This is a genomic window from Pseudoalteromonas sp. B62 (genome assembly GCF_037162565.1).
GTDB lineage: Bacteria > Pseudomonadota > Gammaproteobacteria > Enterobacterales > Alteromonadaceae > Pseudoalteromonas > Pseudoalteromonas fuliginea.
The window spans coordinates 3,381,611-3,401,543 of record NZ_JARLVB010000002.1 but is presented as its reverse complement, the minus strand read 5'-3'; the positions used below and the strand labels follow the sequence as shown (position 1 = coordinate 3,401,543).

General features: G+C 41.0%; 12 protein-coding genes, 1 pseudogene and 1 riboswitch. Of the genes and pseudogenes, 5 read left to right on the top strand and 8 right to left on the bottom strand.

Annotation, left to right across the window (positions count from 1 at the left end; genetic code table 11):
• Positions 1–121: 121 nt before the first annotated feature.
• Both P4S71_RS19815 and P4S71_RS19810 read right to left on the bottom strand, forming a co-directional pair.
• Positions 122–3,270: pseudogene (locus P4S71_RS19815) on the bottom strand (efflux RND transporter permease subunit).
• A 2-nt stretch (positions 3,271–3,272) separates the two neighbouring features.
• Complete coding sequence (locus P4S71_RS19810) at positions 3,273–4,451, bottom strand: efflux RND transporter periplasmic adaptor subunit (protein ID WP_337151366.1); 1,179 nt, start codon at positions 4,449–4,451, stop codon at positions 3,273–3,275.
• Between the two features lie 169 nt (positions 4,452–4,620).
• Between P4S71_RS19810 and P4S71_RS19805 the strand changes: the two genes are divergently transcribed.
• Positions 4,621–4,884: a YkgJ family cysteine cluster protein gene (locus tag P4S71_RS19805; protein ID WP_306724560.1), complete on the top strand. Its 264-nt coding sequence runs from the start codon at positions 4,621–4,623 to the stop codon at positions 4,882–4,884.
• A 927-nt stretch (positions 4,885–5,811) separates the two neighbouring features.
• Here the strand turns inward: P4S71_RS19805 and P4S71_RS19800 are convergent.
• Positions 5,812–7,665 (bottom strand): TonB-dependent receptor plug domain-containing protein, encoded by a 1,854-nt coding sequence (locus P4S71_RS19800; protein WP_337151365.1) that lies wholly within the window; start codon positions 7,663–7,665, stop codon positions 5,812–5,814.
• 339 nt (positions 7,666–8,004) lie between these two features.
• On the opposite strand from P4S71_RS19800, the gene P4S71_RS19795 reads away from it, so the two are divergent.
• Entirely contained in the window at positions 8,005–8,493 is a 489-nt protein-coding gene (locus P4S71_RS19795; RefSeq protein WP_337151364.1) for a peptide-methionine (S)-S-oxide reductase, read from the top strand.
• Positions 8,494–9,098: 605 nt separating this feature from the next.
• On the opposite strand, the gene P4S71_RS19790 is transcribed toward P4S71_RS19795, so the two are convergent.
• The 4 genes from P4S71_RS19790 to P4S71_RS19775 form a co-directional block, all read right to left on the bottom strand.
• Positions 9,099–9,650 carry a DUF4136 domain-containing protein gene (locus tag P4S71_RS19790; protein ID WP_337151363.1) on the bottom strand — a complete coding sequence of 184 codons (552 nt, stop codon included), beginning with the start codon at positions 9,648–9,650 and terminating at the stop codon, positions 9,099–9,101.
• 140 nt (positions 9,651–9,790) lie between these two features.
• The gene (locus P4S71_RS19785; RefSeq protein ID WP_337151362.1) at positions 9,791–12,565 is read right to left on the bottom strand and encodes an ATPase; all 2,775 of its coding nucleotides are present in this window, start codon (positions 12,563–12,565) and stop codon (positions 9,791–9,793) included.
• Positions 12,562–13,110 (bottom strand): condensin complex protein MksE, encoded by a 549-nt coding sequence (locus P4S71_RS19780; RefSeq protein ID WP_337151361.1) that lies wholly within the window; start codon positions 13,108–13,110, stop codon positions 12,562–12,564. Before P4S71_RS19780 ends, P4S71_RS19785 begins: the two co-directional genes overlap by 4 nt.
• 3 nt (positions 13,111–13,113) lie before the next feature.
• Positions 13,114–14,385: a hypothetical protein gene (locus P4S71_RS19775; RefSeq protein ID WP_337151360.1), complete on the bottom strand. Its 1,272-nt coding sequence runs from the start codon at positions 14,383–14,385 to the stop codon at positions 13,114–13,116.
• A 222-nt stretch (positions 14,386–14,607) separates the two neighbouring features.
• Between P4S71_RS19775 and nhaD the strand changes: the two genes are divergently transcribed.
• On the top strand, positions 14,608–15,855 hold the full coding sequence (gene nhaD / locus P4S71_RS19770; RefSeq protein ID WP_337151359.1) for a sodium:proton antiporter NhaD: 1,248 nt from the start codon (positions 14,608–14,610) through the stop codon (positions 15,853–15,855).
• A gap of 101 nt (positions 15,856–15,956) precedes the next feature.
• Positions 15,957–16,129, top strand: a riboswitch (Lysine riboswitch).
• Positions 16,130–16,204: 75 nt separating this feature from the next.
• A complete protein-coding gene (gene lysC, locus P4S71_RS19765) occupies positions 16,205–17,608 on the top strand; it encodes a lysine-sensitive aspartokinase 3 (RefSeq protein ID WP_337151358.1) in 1,404 nt (467 codons plus the stop codon).
• 59 nt (positions 17,609–17,667) lie between these two features.
• Here lysC and P4S71_RS19760 read toward each other — a convergent pair whose 3' ends face one another.
• Positions 17,668–18,426, bottom strand: coding sequence for a 4'-phosphopantetheinyl transferase family protein (locus P4S71_RS19760; RefSeq protein WP_337151357.1), 759 nt, complete (start codon positions 18,424–18,426; stop codon positions 17,668–17,670).
• Positions 18,427–18,567: 141 nt separating this feature from the next.
• Between P4S71_RS19760 and P4S71_RS19755 the strand changes: the two genes are divergently transcribed.
• A complete protein-coding gene (locus P4S71_RS19755) occupies positions 18,568–19,890 on the top strand; it encodes a sodium-dependent transporter (RefSeq protein WP_169060330.1) in 1,323 nt (440 codons plus the stop codon).
• Positions 19,891–19,933 lie beyond the last annotated feature (43 nt).

Here is a 19,933-nt window from a genome sequence, read left to right as displayed (position 1 = left end):
CTGCTTGTTAAACAATGGGTAGTAGAGACAGTCTTAGCAAATAGGCGAGTATTACCTTTAAGCTAAAAATAAAAAGCTCGGCATAATATGCCGAGCTTTTTTGGTTGGGATGTTACTTAATTTAGCTATTTGTAGGCACTGGTTGGGCATCTACTAGTGGCGGCTTGCCACGCATTTTACGTACTAATCGTTTAGCATCTTCTAGTGCAACATACTGGCACGGTATAAGTATCAGTGTAATTACTGTGGCAAATAACACACCAAAAGCAAGTGATACAGCCATTGGGATAACAATTTTAGCTTGTAAACTCGTTTCAAAAATAATTGGCATTACACCAATAAAGGTAGTGATTGAGGTGAGTAGTATTGCTCTAAAGCGACGAGCACCGGCTTGTACTACTGCATCTTTAATTGCAACACCTTCGGCGCGGGCTTTGTTTACAAAATCAACCATAACGAGGGAGTCATTTACGACCACACCCGCTACAGCAATAATGCCAAACATAGATAAGCTGCTCATAGTCATACCTAAAATCATATGCCCAAACATCGCGCCCACTACACCAAACGGAATAACCGACATTATAATAAGTGGCTGCGAGTAAGAGCGAAGCGGAATGGCTAACAAGGCAAATATAATCATCATTGATATACCAAAATCACGAAGCTGCTCTGAAGCGCTATCCATCTCTTCTTGAATGCGCCCAGCTACATCACTTGTAACGCCAGGGTAGCTCTTAAGTAATGTTGGTAAGTATTCATCACGAATTTCCTCAGCTATCGCAAATGGTTCGGCTTTGTCGGTATTTACCGCAGCCCATACGTTTACAGTGCGTTTAGAGTTTTCTCGGCGAATACGGTTTACACCGTCAACCAGCTTAACTTCGGCTACTTCACTTAGCGGTACTTCAGCGCCAGAAGGTGTAATAATACGCACACTTGCTATGTCACTTATTGAGTTACGTTCGTCTTCTGGATAGCGGATCATGACTTTAATTTCTTCGCCTTCACGCAATATTCGCTGCGCTTCTAAGCCGTAGTAACTAAAGCTAACTTGCGACGCTACATCAGCAAGCGTTAAACCCATGCTGTAAGCGAGTGGTTTTAAATCAAGTTGCACTTCGTCGGTAGCGCTTTGCATTGAATCGTTTACGTCGCCAACGCCTTCCATTGTTTGTAATTTGGCTTTTAATTTACCAGCCACTTCTTTTAGCTCGTCAGCATTTTTGCCTTCAAGTTTAAAGCTAACGTCGCCATCATCTCGACCGCCATTCATTATACTGTCTTGAATGGTCATGGTTTTAATGCCGGGTAGAGCGGGCATTTGCTCACGCCATAATGCACTTAGGGCAAAGGTATCGATAGGGCGTAAATCAGGCTCTACCAAAATGGCCATAATATTTGCTTGCGTTCGCCCGCGCAGACTTACTGATAAATCGCGGATCATCGGTTTACCGTATTGCTCTTGTAGTTGCTGATCGACCTGTAACAACACGCTTTCTATTTTACGTGCGGTTTCAAGCGTTGCTTGCTCAGATGAGGCAAGGTTCATTTCTATATCAATACGCGGAAAGTCGTGCGGTATTTTAGGGTTTGGTACAAACTTAACTAAACCACCTGCAAACATACCTGCGCTTACAATAAGCAAACACATAAAGCCGACAATCACTGTATAGCGATAATGAATACAGCGGCCAACAAAAGGAAGGTAGTAGTTATTCACAAAGCTTTTTAAGCTGCTATCAATCACCATACGTAAGCGGTGTAATAGGTTTTTAGGATTTGGTTTACGTGGGTTCATTGCTGCAATATGTGCAGGCAAAATAAGTTTTGATTCAATGAGTGAAAAAATCAAACATAAAATAATAACGCCACCAATTGCCTTAGAAAAAGCAGCGCCAGGGCCGGTTGCGAGTGTTTGAGGTAAAAATGCCGCAATAGTCGTTAGTACACCAAAGGTTGCTGGCATCGCAACGCGTTTTACACCGCGTACAACGTTATCAAGTGTGTGACCGTATTTTTCTATTTCGGCACTGGCTGACTCGCCCACAACTATGGCGTCATCAACAACAATCCCGAGTACAAGTATAAAGGCGAAAAGAGAGGCTAGGTTAATTGTTACATCTAAAAAGCCAATAGGCATAAACAAAAAGGCGCCCAGAAAAGACACCGGTAAGCCCATCATTACCCAAAATGCTAAGCGTAGCGGTAAAAATAGTGCCAGCACTATCATTACTAACAAGCCACCCCAAATCATGTTATCGACCATCATATCGAGTCGACCTTCAAGGTAGTAAGTTAAATCAACAATAGGAGAGAGCTTAACACCTGCTGGTAAAAGTGGCTCTTTAGTTGCCATGTAACTTTTAAGGACTTTTGCTACATCGGTAATATCTTGATCTTTTGATGCGTTAACTTCAAACGAGAGTGAATTTTTACCATTATATTTTGAATATTGTAGACCTTCTTCAAAGCCATCATTAATAGTTGCAACATCGCCTAAATAAATTTGTGCACCATCAGCAAGGGTAATAAGGGGAGTTTTTCAAACTCAAAGCCACGGTAGGCTTGTTTTTCAACACGCATCGAAATATAACCATTTTCAGAGCGTATTTGCCCCGCCGACATATTGGCCGAAAAGTTTTGTACAGCCCCTGCAATATCTCTAAATGTTAAGCCATATTCGCGCAGTTTATCGGGGCTGACTTCTATACCAATTTCGTATTCTAAGCCGCCGTTAAAATTAACAAGATTCACGTGAGGCAGTGCTTGTAGCTCGTCTTTTATATCGTTACCAAGCTCTTTTAACTGGTAGTTACTCATGTCGCCGTAAAGCGCGAGTATCATTACTTCTTGCTCAAACTTATCGCGGCGAACAACAGGGCGTTCCATCCCTGCAGGAAAGGTGTTTATTGAATCAACTTGTACTTTAATTTCATCAAGTACTTCTTGTGGGTTGTATTGTTCTTCTATTTCAATCCAGGCTTGTGAAAAACCACGGTTAGAGTAAGTAATTAGGCGTTTAATGCCTTCAATGCCTTCGAGGTTTTCCTCAACTTTTATGGTTATGCCTTCTTCAACCTCTTGCGGGGCTGCACCTGGGTAAACTGCTTGTACGCTTATCCAGTTGCTTTCAAACTGTGGGAACATTTGTTTGCGAATAGTCATCGCCATTAAAACACCGCCCACTAATATAAATATCATTAGTAGGTTGGCTGCAACGGGATTTCGGGCAAACCATGCTATTAACCCTGTTTCACGAGTGTTCATGATTATTCCTCTTTCAGCGCAAGTTGAGTTACATCAGTTTTATCAGGCGCGATATCTTCAACTTTTACTGCCATACCTTCAGCTGGGTATTCAAGCGCTGAGGTAACAATTTGCTCGCCATTGTTTAACCCTTGGCTGGCTATAATCATGCCGTTTTGCTCGCGTATAATATTGAGGGTTTTAAACGACAATGTTAAATCGTCATTTAAAATGACAATTTTATTATCTTTAACTAAGTGGTGCGCAACAATAATTGCGTTATCAAGCGGGCGACCTTCAATGGTAGCATTAATGTACGAACCAAAACGAAGAGGGCGTGTTTTGTCGCCATAAGGTGTTGCAAGTTGTGCAACCAAATAGCTCATACGGCTTGTTTGATCAACCACACCTTCGGTGCGAATTACTTTGGCTTGCCACATTGTTTGTTTACCTGCGTATTCTGCGTTAAATGTAACATTTGAGCCTACGCCGCCATTTTTTAAATATTGCAGTTCTTGATCGGCAACCGGTAAACGTACCTCTGCAACTGAGGTTGCGCTTAGTGCGCCAAAACTATTACCTGGGTTTACTACTGACCCCAAGCTAATTGTGCGCTCATTAATAATGGCATCATAAGGGGCTTTAATATAAGTACGTTCAAGATTGCGGCTAGCACGTTTAACACTTGCTTGAGCAGAGCGGTAACGCGCTAGTTTTTCGGCCAGTTGTGGTTTACGTAAATAAAGTTCTGAGGCAATAGCGTCGCTTGAGTCTGACTTAATACGCTCCCACTCAGCTTTCGCTACATGTGCTTGTGCGCGTTCTATTTCAAGTGCTGAGCTTGCTTGTGCTAAACCTGCTTGCGCTTCAATAAAGTCTGCCTCGTAATCATTTGCATCAATTCGTGCTAAAATATCGCCTTGCTTTACAAACGCGCCTTCAACAAATTGATCCGATACCGAAATAACTTGCCCGCTAACTTGTGCTATTAGCTCGGTACGATACTTGGGTTTAACAATGCCGTACGATTTAACATCGAGCGTTATAGAATCTAAAAGTACGCTTTGTGTTGCTACTAAAGGACGTAAATCTTGCTCTGGCTTTTCTTCAGGTGGCTGTTTCATCATCTTAAAGGCTATAGCTAGCGCAATGCCGCCTGCTAAAACAGCGATTGGGAGTATTATTTGTTTTGTAGTAGCCACAAGGCATTCCTTCATAATTGGTGGTGACAGAGCAATAATACGCAATAAAGTGTTTACAAGCTGTTTTAAGATGTAACAAAGCATTACATATGTGTGTTACAACTCGCTATGCGACTAATTAAGTTCCTAAAAAGAAATTAAAGTAAGTGTTTTTTATTCAGAGGAAATTATGAAAACCGAATCTATTAGTTGCAGACTAGGCTGCGGCGCATGTTGTATTGCGCCAAGTATTAGTTCGCCTATTCCAGGTATGCCAAATGGTAAAAAAGCCGGAGAGCGCTGTATTCAGCTGGACGAACGTAATTTATGTAAGTTATTTGGTGATGAAAGTCGGCCTAAAGTGTGTAGCGATTTTAGCGCCACGTTTGATGTGTGCGGGTCAACAAACGCGCAAGCCCTAGCGCTTATTACAGAGCTCGAAGAGCTCACTTAATCCTCATTTTTAATACACATCTATTTACACTTATCTATTAGTGAGTATTTATTTTAAGTAATTAAAGCTGCGCTTTTCACGCGAGCAAGCTCTGCGTCTACCGCCAAAGTGTAGGTTTGTGTCTGTTTTTGCAGACGTAAAGCTTGCTTACGTTACGGGCATTGCCTGTCAATAAGGTTCACAAAGACGGTAAAAGTCGCTGGACTCTAAATAATTAAAAGCTGCGCTTTTCACGCGAGCAAGCTCTGCGTCTACTGCCAAAGTGGAGGTTTGTGTCTGTTTTTGCAGACGTAAAGCTTGCTTACGTAACGGGCATTGCCCGTCAATAAGGTTCACAAAGACGGTAAAAGTCGCTGGAATCTAAGTAATTAAAAGCTGCGCTTTTCACGCGAGCAAGCTCTGCGTCTACTGCCAAAGTGGAGGTTTGTGTCTGTTTTTGCAGACGTAAAGCTTGCTTACGTAACGGGCATTGCCCGTCAATAAGGTTCACAAAGACGGTAAAAGTCGCTGGAATCTAAGTAATTAAAGCTGCGCTTTTCACGCGAGCAAGCTCTGCGTCTACTGCCAAAGTGGAGGTTTGTGTCTGTTTTTGCAGACGTAAAGCTTGCTTACGTAACGGGCATTGCCTGTCAATAAGGTTCACAAAGACGGTAAAAGTCGCTGGACTCTAAATAATTAAAAGCTGCGCTTTTCACGCGAGCAAGCTCTGCGTCTACTGCCAAAGTGGAGGTTTGTGTCTGTTTTTGCAGACGTAAAGCTTGCTTACGTAACGGGCATTGCCCGTCAATAAGGTTCACAAAGACGGTAAAAGTCGCTGGACTCTAAATAATTAAAAGCTGCGCTTTTCACGCGAGCAAGCTCTACGTCTACCGCCAAGGTGTAGGTTTGTGGTTGTTTTGTAGACGTGAAGCTTGCTTACGTTAATGGTTACCAACTATACGTTGCGCTTAACGTATATTGCTCACCGCGCCCAGGTGTACCTGGTATTTCTTCAAACGACTCATCCCATAAGTTATCTGCTGCTAAGGTGATAAATAAATTACTCAACTGTGGCGGCGTTATTTTAAGCGTTAGCTGGGTAAATAACGCGTTGTCATTGCCGTTTCTAAGTGCATTTTTGTGTTGTGTACGCCATTCGTTATCTATTCTAAATTCTAAAATATCAGTTGGGTTGTAAACAGCGCCAAGTGTTAAACGGTGATCAGGAAAGTTTAACGCGTAAAAACTGGCATCAATATCGGCTACGCCGTAGTTTTCTGATTTATGTAAATAGGTGTAGCTTGCTATAAGTTTTGCTGTATCAAAGTGCTTAGTCGCTAAAAATTCAACCCCTGCAGTATCAATATCAACTGGGTTTGCAAAGCGCGCTGAAGTTGAATCAAAGTTAAAGGTCCAATCGGTTAAGTTATTATCTTTGCGATAAAAAATAGCCGAGTTTAACTGCCAGCTTTGTTCTTCAAGTAATAAACCTAGCTCCAAGTTTGAAGTGGTTTCGCGCTTAAGGTTGTAATTACTTCTAAATAATCCACCAGAATCACTGCCGCCAATGGCGGTATAGCCTGCAACTTGGCTTGCTTGTGCATAAGATAAATAAAACGTGCGCTCAAAACCTTCGCTGTTTTGTGTATTTAGCGTTACATCACCAATGAGTGACAGTTCAGAGTCGTCTCTATTTGTATCGTCAAACGCAGCACCTAAACGAAATGTAAGTTGTTTATTATCCTCAAGCACCATTTGGTATTCAGGCAATACGCTTAATTTATAATACTTTCGTGAGGTAAAGTTGTTTTCAAGTGTTGTTGATTCAATCGAGTCATCAATAAATTGTGCTGAGTAATTTATTGCCAGTGCATCGCTTTGTGCATGGCGACCCGAAAGTCCAAGCGATTTAACGTCGCTTTTATGAAAAGCTTCAAATGCACTAGGATTTTCGCGCGAGTAAATATAGTGATCGTCATGGGTACGATAATACGCCGATACTTCAAAGTTACTGTTATCAGCGTAGCTTTGCTTGTGATTAAGCATCCAAAGGCGGGTTTCTAAATCTTCAGTTTCGTTAACGCCAAAAGGGGTGTACAAGTTAGGCCAGCCAAAAAACTTATCTTGCGAGCCATAAAATAAATCGGTTTGGCTGTCCTCGCTTGCTAATTGCACGCGAGCTGAGGCGCGCGAAAAGTCATGGTCACCATTATCAATGGTTCCATCACTTTGCGAGTGAGAATACTCACCTTCAAAGCCCAGAGTATAGTTAGTTAAACTATCAAGTTGTGTGTTTTTAGCAGCATGAATGCTTTGAAGATTAAAGTCATTTGTGCCAGTACCAAGCGATATACTGCCGCCTGTAATAATTGGTTTCCAACCAAATGAAACCGTACCTACAGAGCTATTCATACCGTAAAGTGCGTTATCGGCACCGGTTAAAACATCTGGGCCGCTTAGCATTTGCGGTGCAATGGGGATTTCAGCAAAATAATGACCAGATTGCGGGTCAAGCAGGGTAGCGCTTCCTACTCTAAAACCGGTGTTTTCGAAAATACCGCCGCGTATAGTTACATCAGCCTGCGCCTCAGCCATATTACGCGATTGAAGGTCAACACGAGGGTCATATTCTAAATTAGAAATAGGCGAGTCGAATGTACCTACAGGCAACTTATTTGCAGTGGGTGAGGCCTCAACCGTTATTTTCTCGATTGCCGACTCATCAGATAGCGTATTAGCATTAGCAAATGCAGTAACGCTGCATAATATTGCAGGTATTATAATGTGTGGTGTGCGATTCATGTGTTTCTCATCATTTTTATTTGTAGCTGCGGTTACAATTAATTTCAAAGCTTATATTTGAGCATGATAAAATAACTAAATGTAACAGCAGTCATTTTGTGCGCGATTGTACACTAATTTGCTAATAACTGCATTTGATAACCATTTACGTAATACCGACTTTATTAAAAACATGGTCATTCTATCGTATTAAATAGCGCACTCACTGCGTTAAAAATTATTTATATAGAACAACTATATGTCATAATTTTCGCCTTGTTATTGCGCTATTTTCTTGGCGCTATAATAGAACACTATTTTAATGCAATCGGTATAATTACTTATTAGGTAACATTTATAATGGATACTAAAGAATATAATACTATTTACTTTGCTGGTGGCTGCCTGTGGGGCGTACAAGAGTTTTTAAAGCACTTACCAGGCGTAATAAGTACTGAAGCAGGGCGCGCTAATGGTACAAGCAAAACCACTGACGGCGAATACGATGGTTATGCCGAATGCGTAAAGGTCATTTTTGATTTAAAAGTCGTTAGCCTAAATAAGCTGTATGACTACTTTTTTGAAATTATTGACCCGTATAGCATTAATAAACAAGGGGATGGCGTAGGCCCTAAATACCGCACTGCTATTTACAGCAAAAACCAAAGCCATTTAGATGCAGCAAGCAATTATATAAACAAGCGCAGTGATGCCGATAAAATTGTGGTAGGGGTAGAGCTGTTAACTAACTACGTGCCAAGCGATCCTGAGCATCAAGACCGACTAACTAATCACCCTGATGACTATTGCCATATACCGCTTGAGTTATTGCATAAGTATAAATCGTAAATTTAACGCGGTGTTTTTTGTAGACGTGTAGCTTGTTGACGTAACGAGCGCAGCTCGTAATTTAAGATGGAATATAGCGCTATAAAGTAATTAGAAGCTACCGCTTCTCGCGCAAGCAAGCTTAGCGCCTACAGGTAAAGTTTGACACGGTGTTTTTTTGTAGACGTGCAGCTTGCTGACGTGACGAGCGCAGCTCGTAATTTAAGATGGAATACAGCGCTATAAAAAGTAAGTAATTAGAAGCTATCGCTTCTCGCGCAGGCAAGCTTAGCGTCTACAGGTAAAGTTTGACACGGTGTTTTTTTGTAGACGTGCAGCTTGCTGACGTGACGGGCGCAGCTCGTAATTTAAGATGGAATATAGCGCTATAAATATAAGTAATTAGAAGCTATCGCTTCTCGCGCAAGCAAGCTTAGCGCCTACAGGTAAAATAAAGCTCAGCGTTTACAGGTAAAGATTAATCGGTGTTTTTGTAGACGTGCAGCTTGCTGACGTGACGAGCGTAGCTCGTAATTACTTAAGTCTGTAAGCCCAAAAATACACACCTACAAAAAAGCTCACGTACTGTGAGCTTTTTTTAAAATTTACTTATAGCTAATTTTAATTTACAGCTGTTTTTGCGGCGGGAAGTTACTTAAAATTTCGCTGACTGTTTTATTAATTGATGCTTCACGTTGTTCTGGCGATTGGTTTTTCTTTAATCGACCTTCTTTTGCGCCGCGCCATACTAGCTGGTTAGATTCACGGTCTACAATATCAATAATCAGTGTACCCACTTCGTATTCACGCGCAGTTGTATCGCGTTGAAAACCAGTACCCCAATAACCCCAATGCGGGCGGTAGTTTATATTGAAGTTATCTACTTCAAGTTCTTTGTCTACCGATGCATGATAGTTAACAAGTACATCAGCATTTGCTGCATCAACTAATCTCATACCTAGTGTTTGGCTCAGCTCAGCGTTAACGGCAGTGCGAACACGTTTTTCCATTAGGCCATTAATTTGATAGTTATTTGTGTCTTTAGTTAGGCTGGCGTTTTCTACCCAAGCAAATGTTTTAAAATTACTAAAGTTGGCTGATTTATCGTAATCCCAATCTGGGGTTTGTGTACAGGCTGTAAGAAGTGCTAGCGCTGCAACAATAAGTATATTTTTCATTACGTTTGCTCCAATAAAATGCATTAATTTAAAATAACACATATTGTTTGAATGTGTATTATTTAAACGTCCTAAATATTAGTCTAAACAAGAGGGCTGAACGACTAATTAACCTATGTTAATTAGTCGTTGTTTATTAGCTAATGTTCAACTTCAATCCAATCTTTTTCATCTACCCAGTTTTGTGCACCGTCTTTTACCGAGCGAATAGGCACAATGTAGTCACAACTTATTTGTGGCTTAACTGAGGCAAATATAGGCACAAAACCAAAGCTTAGTGCGGTTTCTATGATTGCTTTTTGATTTTGTGGGTCAATGTCGGCCGCTTCATCTATATAAATAGGTATACGGTATAGGTTTTGTTCCTGGTCACTCAATAAGTAACGAATAAACAACATGCCACACAATAACTTAATCGTAATACGTGTGCCGTTTGAACCCGCCGAATCTATTTTTTCAAAGTGCTCTGTTTCACCTGCGCGGTTAACCACTTCAAATCGAATATCAAATAAATCGGTAAGTGTTAAACCCGCTTTATCTGAGGCGAGTTTAATTAAGTGATCTTTCGCTTCGTTTACCGCATTTTCGCTGTACGGTTCTTGGCTAAGTAAATCAAGCGTGTCACCTTGCTCAAACTGATGCGACGTACTGATAATGGTATCTATACTATCAACCAGCATTTTGCGCGGTATGACGTTAATTTTAAACGCTTGCAGGTTTGAAATTCGGTGCTGGCTTATGCCTTTATTAAAGCTGTTCATTTCACGGCGAAGGCGGTCTAAATCTTCTCGCAAGCCTTTAATAGTTGCGGCCACTTCGGTAAGTGCAACACGCGCTTGGCGTTCAACAGCATCGCGTTCGTTATCAATATTATGAAAGGCGCTTATTAGCTTTTGGTATTTAGTATATTCGTCGTTTTCGTTGTCGAATTTAGTAATACCCGCGTTATATACATGCAAATAGGTGTTACGCACGTTTATGTCAAAATTACGCAGCTCTTGGCAGTCTTTATTAAAATGATGAACAAGATCGCTTAAGTTATCAAAGTCGACCGTAATATCAATCATATACGGGGTTACTTTGCCGCTGTATAAGTCAAGGGTGTGGTCAATTCGCTCGCTTTTAACTTGGCGCAGGCGCTCAGTTTGGCGATTAATTTGCTCTTGTTTCGATTTAATTAACGAGCGGCGATCGGCAATTGAACCACTATTTTTTTGAATATCTTGTAGGTAGTCGTCAACTTGTTCGCGCTCAGCTAATAACTGCTCTTTTAGCATGGCTTGCGCTTCAACCGACTGCTGCATTACCTCAAACTGCTCTAAGCGTTTTAGCGCGCTCTCTGCGCTCATAAGCTCATCGTATAACGCGTCTTTTTCTTTTTGCTTGTCGGCAACGTTTGCAGCAACATCGCGTTGTTGCTTAAACTCTTTAAGTGAATGCTCAAGTGCACTGAGCTGAGCGGTTAATTGCTCTTTGTTTTCGCCGCTTTGCATTTGCACAGGCGAGAGCTTTTTAAGCTTAATGCTCGCACCTGGTAGCGTTAATACGCCGCCTTTAACGTTTTCACTTAATAGCGATAAAAACTCACCAAAGGCGTCTTCGTCATCAATGGTTATATCGCCATTAGTGGTGGTCGCAAACGAGAGAATATCAGGATTTAAAATCCGCGATATTTCCTCTACTTCTTTTAAAGAGAGGTCTTCGCGCATGCGGGTAAACAAATTAAACTCAAGATTTTTAAGTTGCAGCTTTAAGCTCTTAATTTGTTTTTGTGTTTCGCTAATGCGGTAGTCAAGCGTGTGTAGGCTTTGCCCTTGTGCGCTGGTTATAGAGTGCGAAAGCGACTCGTAATCTTGCTTTAACTGAGTCAGGCTGGTTTTAAGCGTGGCTTTATTTACTAGTTCAAACTCGCTTTTAAGCGCATCGTAATCTAAAAACCACTGCTCAATTTGAGTTTGTCTACGCTCTATGTCGCGCGATTGCTGTACGTATAGGCTTTGCTTTTGCTCAAACTCGTGTTTTTCGTGCTCTATATCTTCAAGCGCTATACCCAGCTCATTAAGTTGCGATTCTTGATAGGTATCAAAATCAATCAGTGCTTGGTCAATTTTAGGTGCGTATGCGGCTAATTTACCTTTAAGCACGGTTTGGTTTTCAAGCATTGATTCAAGCGCTGCTATTGGCTCTTGCATTGACTCAAGGGCTTTTAATTCGCGTTTTGAGCGATTTACTTTATCAAACGAGCGACGCCATACTTCATAAAAGTCGACTTTAGAGTTCGACATATGACGTTCAAACACGCGTAACATAAAGCGTTTTACGTCGCTTGCGCCTAATTTGTGTAAGTTAAGAATACGTCTAAATATTTCTTTATAAATAGAGGAGTCTTGCACATTATTAAGCGGGATCATTTTTAAGTTAATGTCGCCGTCAAATGGGGTTGCGCCGCCAGTAAGTAGCGCGTTTAGCTCTTGTGCTTTTAACTCAATAGGGTTGTAGTTAAGCGATTTTAAATGGTTGAACAGCTTGGTAAATTTAATAATAGTTTTACCTTGCGTGTACTGCTCTAAATCAAGCTTTCCTTGATAACAAAAGTACTGATGCGCGTAACCGGCAATTTTACCAAGTCCCGCAACGCCTATTACTACCGAGCCATGAGGCAAGTTAGCTTCTAGTAAAATGTACGACTGATCTGATGAAAAATAAAACTTACGGGTTTCATCTAAATCGTGTCCGTCCCATTCGGTTAAGCGCAAATCGTTAATAAGCGGAAACTGCAGAGCGTTAATAACCGAGCTTTTACCTGTGTTATTGGGCGCGCAAATAGAGCTGCTTTTATCAAGCGGGATCACACATTTTGCATAGCCTGCGGTGTTAAGTAGGGCGAGTTTACTCAGTCCGTATAGATTTTTCATTCCTCGTCCTCTGTAATATAGGTTTCTTCGTTTACTTCCATTAATGCATCTATATAGCGGTGAATTGGCGCTTGTAGCATAAAGCCGCCTTCTACTTCACGGGCTAAACCTAGGCGCACCATGCGCAGGTAAACGTCTTTGCGCAAATCAGATCCCGAAAATATCTCAAGCTGATCAAACAAATGTTTGTTAATTTGCACCAGCGTTTGCATAAGCTCTAAATCGTTTACGTCGTCAAACAATGCGCGCATTGGGTCTTTACCCGTATTGGCGTAGTGCTCAATTAAAATGTAAATAGTGAGCGCGATAGCGCGAGATATTTTGCCCATATTGGGTGTACTTTCGTCGCTACCAAAGTAATAAAAGCCACGACTGTCGTGTTTTAAATCGTTACCCAGGGCGGTAAATAGGGCGGTGTAGTTTTCTATGTGTTGGTCAAGCTCTTGCCACATTACGTTGTCTTGCTCGCAAATGTGATAACCCGCTACTAATTTTTTATTAATGGCTTGTAGATGGGTTAGCTCGTCTAAGTTTATGTGTGTCATGGTTTATTTACCTGCCTTTGGATCTGGCTGAGGCTCTGAATTAAATGGATATAAAGAAAAGTGCTGACCGGCAATTTTTACGCGGGCTTTTTCATCGCTTTGAATTATTTTAATATCGCTGTCGCTGACTAATTTTTGATACAAAAATAGCATTTCGTCGGCATCGAGATCTGGGTAGCTTTCGTCTAAAAATTGCAGCAAGGGCTGTGGCTTTTTGCGTTTTTTATTAAAGCGCTTAGCAAAGCTGGTTTTAACATCGTTGTAGTCAGGAATATTAGGCGTAACAAATGCAGGCACGTTTTGTTGATCTGGCAATTGGTATTCTTCGTGTTCAAATTCAACCAAGCTTGCCATATAAGCCACAATATGGCGTTGCTGACCAAGCGAATATCGCTGTGCGTCGCTCACAAAATGTGGCTGCACCGCACTTAGCATGTTGTCTACGCCATTTTTGCGCACAAGCCCAAGTACTTTGGCTGCTTGGCGAGTAATTAAGTTATTACGGCGTAACTCTTCGCGCAGCGGCATAAGCATGTCGGCACTTTTACGCAAGCTTTCTCTACCTACTAAATGCATTTCGAGTATACGGGTACGTAATTGCTCCAGCATACGTTTGTCGTTGTACGCTTTACCTGAGCGCTCAATGTGCAGTATTTGCTTACTTATTTGCTCTTCAATGAGGGTAAAACACGCATGAAATTCACCACGAATATCAATCATTTCAAGCATGGGCTCTATGTATTCGTCAAACGCTTCTATTACCGCTTTATAACGCTTTTGCAGCGATTGCACCGCATTATTAGATTTAGCTTGTTCAACAATATTTAAAATAGCGTTTTCGTTGTGCGTATAGAGCTTCATTATTTTACGCACCCGATCATCCATAATGCGGCTGTAGCGGCGTAAGTCGTCAAAGTCTTCTATTTCGCCAGCGTTATCTAGGCGGTTGCCTAAACGAGCTAGGTCGTCGACTAATACGCTAATTTCTTGCGCTAAACCTAAATGCTCTTCTTGCAGTAAAAAAGTAGCAAAGTCGGCAATAGCACGATTTATTTCAAGTTGAGAAGATTTAGCCAGCGGAATTAAAATATCTTGGTTTAACAAACGATTTGTTTCTTTATAAATGCGTTCGTTTGACCACGTAGGCTGCTTTTGCTTAATCGCGTTTTGTACGTCTTTTAGGCTAAAGTCAGCCATTTTAAAACGTTTAAATAATAGCGCTAATACACCCCAATGTTCGGTTATGGTGTTTAGCAGCTTTTTAGCTGGGATCATAAGGGGTTACAACATCCTAGTATTTTATTATTGAGTTCTTTTAAAAGACTCATTATTACGTATTTTTAATTAACCTTGTCTGTATATAGTATTCGTTTTTAAGACCATTTAATAATAGTTTTTGCATAGAGGCAGTGCTAAAATTCGCGCCGAAAATAGGCACATGAAATGGAATGTTATTTGTGTGTTCTTTAAAACTATATCAAAGGTTGTTTAACTACCATGGTTTCCTCGATTATTCTAACCCTGATAGCGATTGCATTTTTACTGATCGTTATAGAAGATATAATCCATGTCAATAAAGCTAAAACCACGCTGTTTTTTGGTACGCTTTGCTGGATTCTTCTTTTTATATACCCTTTACACGGGCAAAGCCCCGATACGATTCAACACCTTTTAAACGAAAATATTTTAGAAATTGCTTCGCTATGGCTGTTTTTAATGGCTGCAATGACCTTTGTAGCGTACTTAAATTCAAAGGGGTTTATAGAAAATATTGTGCACCGCGTTATGCCAAAAAGTATTAGCGAAAAAAAGCTCATGTTTTTGGTGGGTGGTTTTGCATTTTTGTTTTCGTCGATTTCAGATAACGTAACAGCGACGCTTATATCGCTCGCGGTTGTTATGTCGTTAAAACTTGAACCTAAAAAACTCATTAAATACGCCACGCTTATTGTGTTTGGGGTTAACTCAGGTGGGGTATCGCTAATAACAGGTGACGTAACCACACTAATGATATTTTTAGATGGCAAAGTAACCATTGCTCATTTATTACTACTTATAGCGCCAGCACTTGCAAGCGTTATGTTGCTAGCCGCGTTACTGTCTATAGGTATGAAAGGGCGTGTTGGGTTTGCTGGTGCAGGTAAAACCCGCATTGAAAAAACCGACATTACCATCGCTGTTATATTTTTATCTACCGTAGTGAGCACACTTACGCTGAGTGTAATTTACAGCGTACCGCCTCTATTAACCTTTTTGTTTGGCTTATCAGTGATGTTTTTAGTGGCGCAATTTTTAATGCGCAAAAAAGACATAAACAAAGACATAATCGATTTTGTTCGCGATATAGAATACGACACATTATTGTTTTTTGTAGGTGTACTGCTGCTTGTTGGCGCACTTAAAGAAATAGGTATGTTGAGTAAATTTACCGACTTATACACGGTAATGGCACCAGAATACGCAAACTACTTAATGGGCATATTATCAGCAGGGGTCGATAACGTACCGCTTACTGCTGCATTATTAAAAGCCGATATAGTAATGAGCCAACAACATTGGTTGTCGTTTACGTATGCAACGGGCGTGGGCGGTTCAATGCTTATTATTGGTTCGGCTGCGGGCATTATTGCCATGAGCAAAGTTAAAGCACTTACCTTTATGAGCTACTTGCGTTTATCGCTGCATTTATTAATTTGTTACACGGTTGGATATGCGGGCTCGTATTACATGGGCAGTTTTATTTAACTCATAAATTATTAAATGCTTGACAGCTAGACGTCTAAACGATAACTTTCAAAGCCCCGCTACTTAGTGGGGTTTTGTTTTATTAGCCACTGGTTAATAAAGCATTCAGAAGAGGTGCGATACTTAGGTACTTAATGTTAGGCGACGAAAGCCGATGATCATTAAGGAGGGAAGTACTCGCCGAGGAAAATAATGGTACGTCGTCATTGTTTTTCGGTTTATGGGGCTGAATCCTCAAAACTGTCACCAATATAGGTGGAGAGCTTCTGGCAGTGGACTTATCTTCAAGCATTCCTTTGCCAAGTTCTTCTTGTTTTATTGCGATTTGGATATCGCGAAAGGAGACTAAATGACTACCCAATCAGCGCCACAAACAGTGCCTAAAACAGAGTTAAGCGCAAAATCAGATTACATCGTTGCCAAATTTGGCGGAACCAGTGTTGCAAACTTTGAAGCGATGAATCGCTGTAGCGAAATTATTGTTGCAGATAAAAGCGTACGTATTGTTGCTGTGAGCGCGAGTGCCGGCGTAACTAACCACTTAGTTGCACTGTGTAAATCAAGTATTACTTCAAGTGAGCGCCAAGAACACATAAACGGCGTGCTTGCTATTCAACAAACTATTTTAGATGAGTTATCGCTAGATGCCGATTTAGCGGTTGGCTTTAACGAAACCCTAAAAGCATTTCAAACATTGGCTCAAGAGTCACTAACAACCGTTCAGCAACACGACGAGCTACTTAGCTTTGGTGAGCGTTTATCGTCGTATTTGTTTGCACAGGTACTTCGTTTACAAGGTTTAAATGCCGATCGTTTTGATGTGCGCAAGGTGCTTAAAACCGACAGCCAATTTGGTAAAGCAACGCCAAATGTTGCAGCCACAGCGCAAGCCGCTAAAGAACATTTAATCCCGTTATTAGACGCTCAAGTAATTGTGACTCAGGGCTTTATTGGCAGTGACGAATATGGTCAAACCACAACGCTAGGACGTGGTGGTTCAGATTACAGCGCTGCATTATTAGCTGAAGCGATTAACGCTAAAAGTGTGCATATTTGGACCGACGTAGTGGGCATTTTTAGCACCGACCCGCGTTTGTGCGCAAAAGCGACGCCTATTGCACGTTTAAGTTTTGACGAAGCCGCTGAAATGGCGACCTTTGGCGCAAAAGTATTACACCCAGCAACTATTTTACCAGCGAGCCGTAGCCACATTAACGTATTTGTAGGCTCTAGCCGCGAGCCTGAGCGTGGCGGTACATGGATTGAGCGCGAAAAATCGCAGCAACCAGGTATACGCGCAGTAACGCAACGTAAAAACCAAATATTGCTTACGCTTAAAAGCCCAGAAATGCTACTAGCAAGCGGCTTTTTAGCACGCGTATTTACACTATTAAGTGAATACAATATATCGGTAGATCTGGTAACCACATCAGAAATCAGCGTAGCTATAACCCTTGATAACGCGCAAAACGCCTCGCGCCCAGAACTCGACCAAGAATGCCTAGATAAGCTTGCAGAGTTTTGCCATGTTTCGGTAGAAAACAACCTAACATTGGTGGCACTTATTGGCTCTGAGATTCAATTACGCCAACACGAAATGAACTTAATGAGTGTACTAAAAGACTTTAACATTCGATTAATTTGCCACGGTGCTAGTAAGCACAACCTGTGCTTTTTAGTAGAGCAAACTGAGTCAGATAACGTAGTACAGTCTATTCATAGCCGTTTATTAGAAAATGATTTTGCTGCGTAAGTAATCGTTATTCAGGAAAATCACCTAGTAAAATTACCTAGTAAAGTTACTTAACAAAATTAATTAACAAAATCATTTAATAAAAAGCATCGCCAGTCGATGCTTTTTTTATGCACCACACTTACATCAAAACAAACATTGCTGTCACTGCTATCAGCTACAGTAATGCTATTACTGCTAGCACTCAGCTTTGCACTATGTAATTCGTCAAACACATTGGGGCTAAGTAACTTTGCAATAGGGCGGCTGGTGGCTTTAGCAAGTGACTCTTTTAATGTCCAAATTCTAAAAAACGTATCTGCTTGGGCTTGGGTATTAGTAGGCACAGTGATAAGTGTAATTTCATCATTATGATAAAAATGCTTAGCGAGCTTTTCAAACGGGCGCTTTAGGCTTACTTTTTCAATATCAAACCCAAACTCACTTTTATCAAAATTTAGCGCTACGCCAACCAAACCATGCGAGTGCGAAATACAGGTATTAATAACATCACCATTTACGCGTATTTGCAGCTTTGAGCTTGCCTCGTCAAATTCGGTACTCATTTTATTAAGGGCTACGTGCGCATGTTGCGGCTGCGTTACTTTAATAAGATGTTTTAACAATAACCGCGTAGCTAAATACTCTTGCTTAGCTGGCGGGCTTTTACGGCGGTTTATAATAGTTAATTCAAATGGGCTTAAGCAGTCGGGCAAATTAAAGTCACTAAGCTCAAGTGTTTTAGCATTAAATAATAAAATGCTGTTACTCGCTAAAGACAAATTTGCCAATTGAGTTGAAGTAATACTCAAGGCGTTTTTAAAATAGTGTTCAGTCATAAAAGCCCTAAAGCAAAAGAAGTCGCTGATATTGTGAGCGGTTAGTGCCACTAATAAAGGCTGGGTACAATTTTATTACTCAGCTGGCATGAAATATGGTTTAATTCACAATAATCAAAATAATAACAGATTTGTAGATGTATGGCACAAGTGCGTGATGGGTTTCAAAGCCGACTTGGTTTTGTTTTAGCCGCTGCTGGCGCAGCAGTGGGTTTAGGTAATATTTGGGGTTTTCCTACGCAAGCGGCCAACCATGGTGGCGGTGCATTTTTACTGGTTTACTTTATTGTTATATTTTTACTTGCGCTTCCTGCGCTGTATACCGAACTTTATTTAGGTCACAAAGCACAAGCTAATCCTGTAAAAGCATTGGGCGATGCATGGCAAAACACTAACCGTAAGGTTGGTGCTGCGGCAGGTTATATAGGCCTTGCGGGCGCAGTTGTTATGCTCAGTTTTTACTCAATAGTAGCTGGGTGGATGCTCTCATACGCTATTGAACCCATAACCACCTTTTTTGGGTTTACAGGCGCAAGCGAGTTTTTACATAGCGACTCAGTGTTGCGTAATTTTGTATTTACGCCGCTTATGCTTATTTTAACTGCCAGTATTATTTTAAAAGGTGTTAAATCGGGAATCGAAACCTGGTCGCGCCGTTTAATGCCACTGCTACTCGTATTGCTTGTTGGTTTGATTGCCTACATTGCAACACTCGATGGCGCAAGCGAAGGCTTTGCTGCGTATTTAATTCCTGATTTTAGCCAAATACTCGACCCTAATTTAATTATTGCCGCAATGGGGCAAGCGTTCTTTTCGCTCTCGTTAGGTGTAGGCTGTATGATGATTTACGGCTCGTACTTACAACCAGATGCTAATTTACCAAAGCTCACCGCAGGTGTTGCTTTACTCGATACCAGTGTCGCGTTTTTAGCGGGCTTACTTATTATTCCTGCTATTTATGTGGCGCAGCACAACGGTGTAGAGGTATTTAGTGGTGGTAAACTGATTGGCGAAGGGCAACTTATTTTTGCTATTTTACCTGAGCTATTTAGCACCATGGGCGAAATTGGCTTATTAGTTGGTTTATTGTTTTTTGTATTAATGTCTATCGCATCGGTTACGTCAACAATATCGACCACCGAAATACCGGTAGCGTTTTTAGTCGAAAATCACAACGTTAGCCGCACCAAAGCAACATGGGCAGTAAGCGCCGTTGTACTTGTGTGTGCAAGCGCAATTATACTAAATTTTGATTGGTTATTTGGCTTAGTTATTATGCTATTTACCCAATACCAATTACCGCTTATGGGCTTGTTTTACTTTATTACGGTAGGTTGGATGTGGCAGCGTGGTAATAAATTACATCAAGCAACAACCGGCGTACATTACTGGTTTGCTCAGTATATTCGTTTTGTTTGCCCAATATTAATGACCTTAGTATTTGCAAACGTTGCCTTTGGTTAAGCTCTATTTAAAGTGAATTTTTAAACAAAAAAGCGAATAGGGC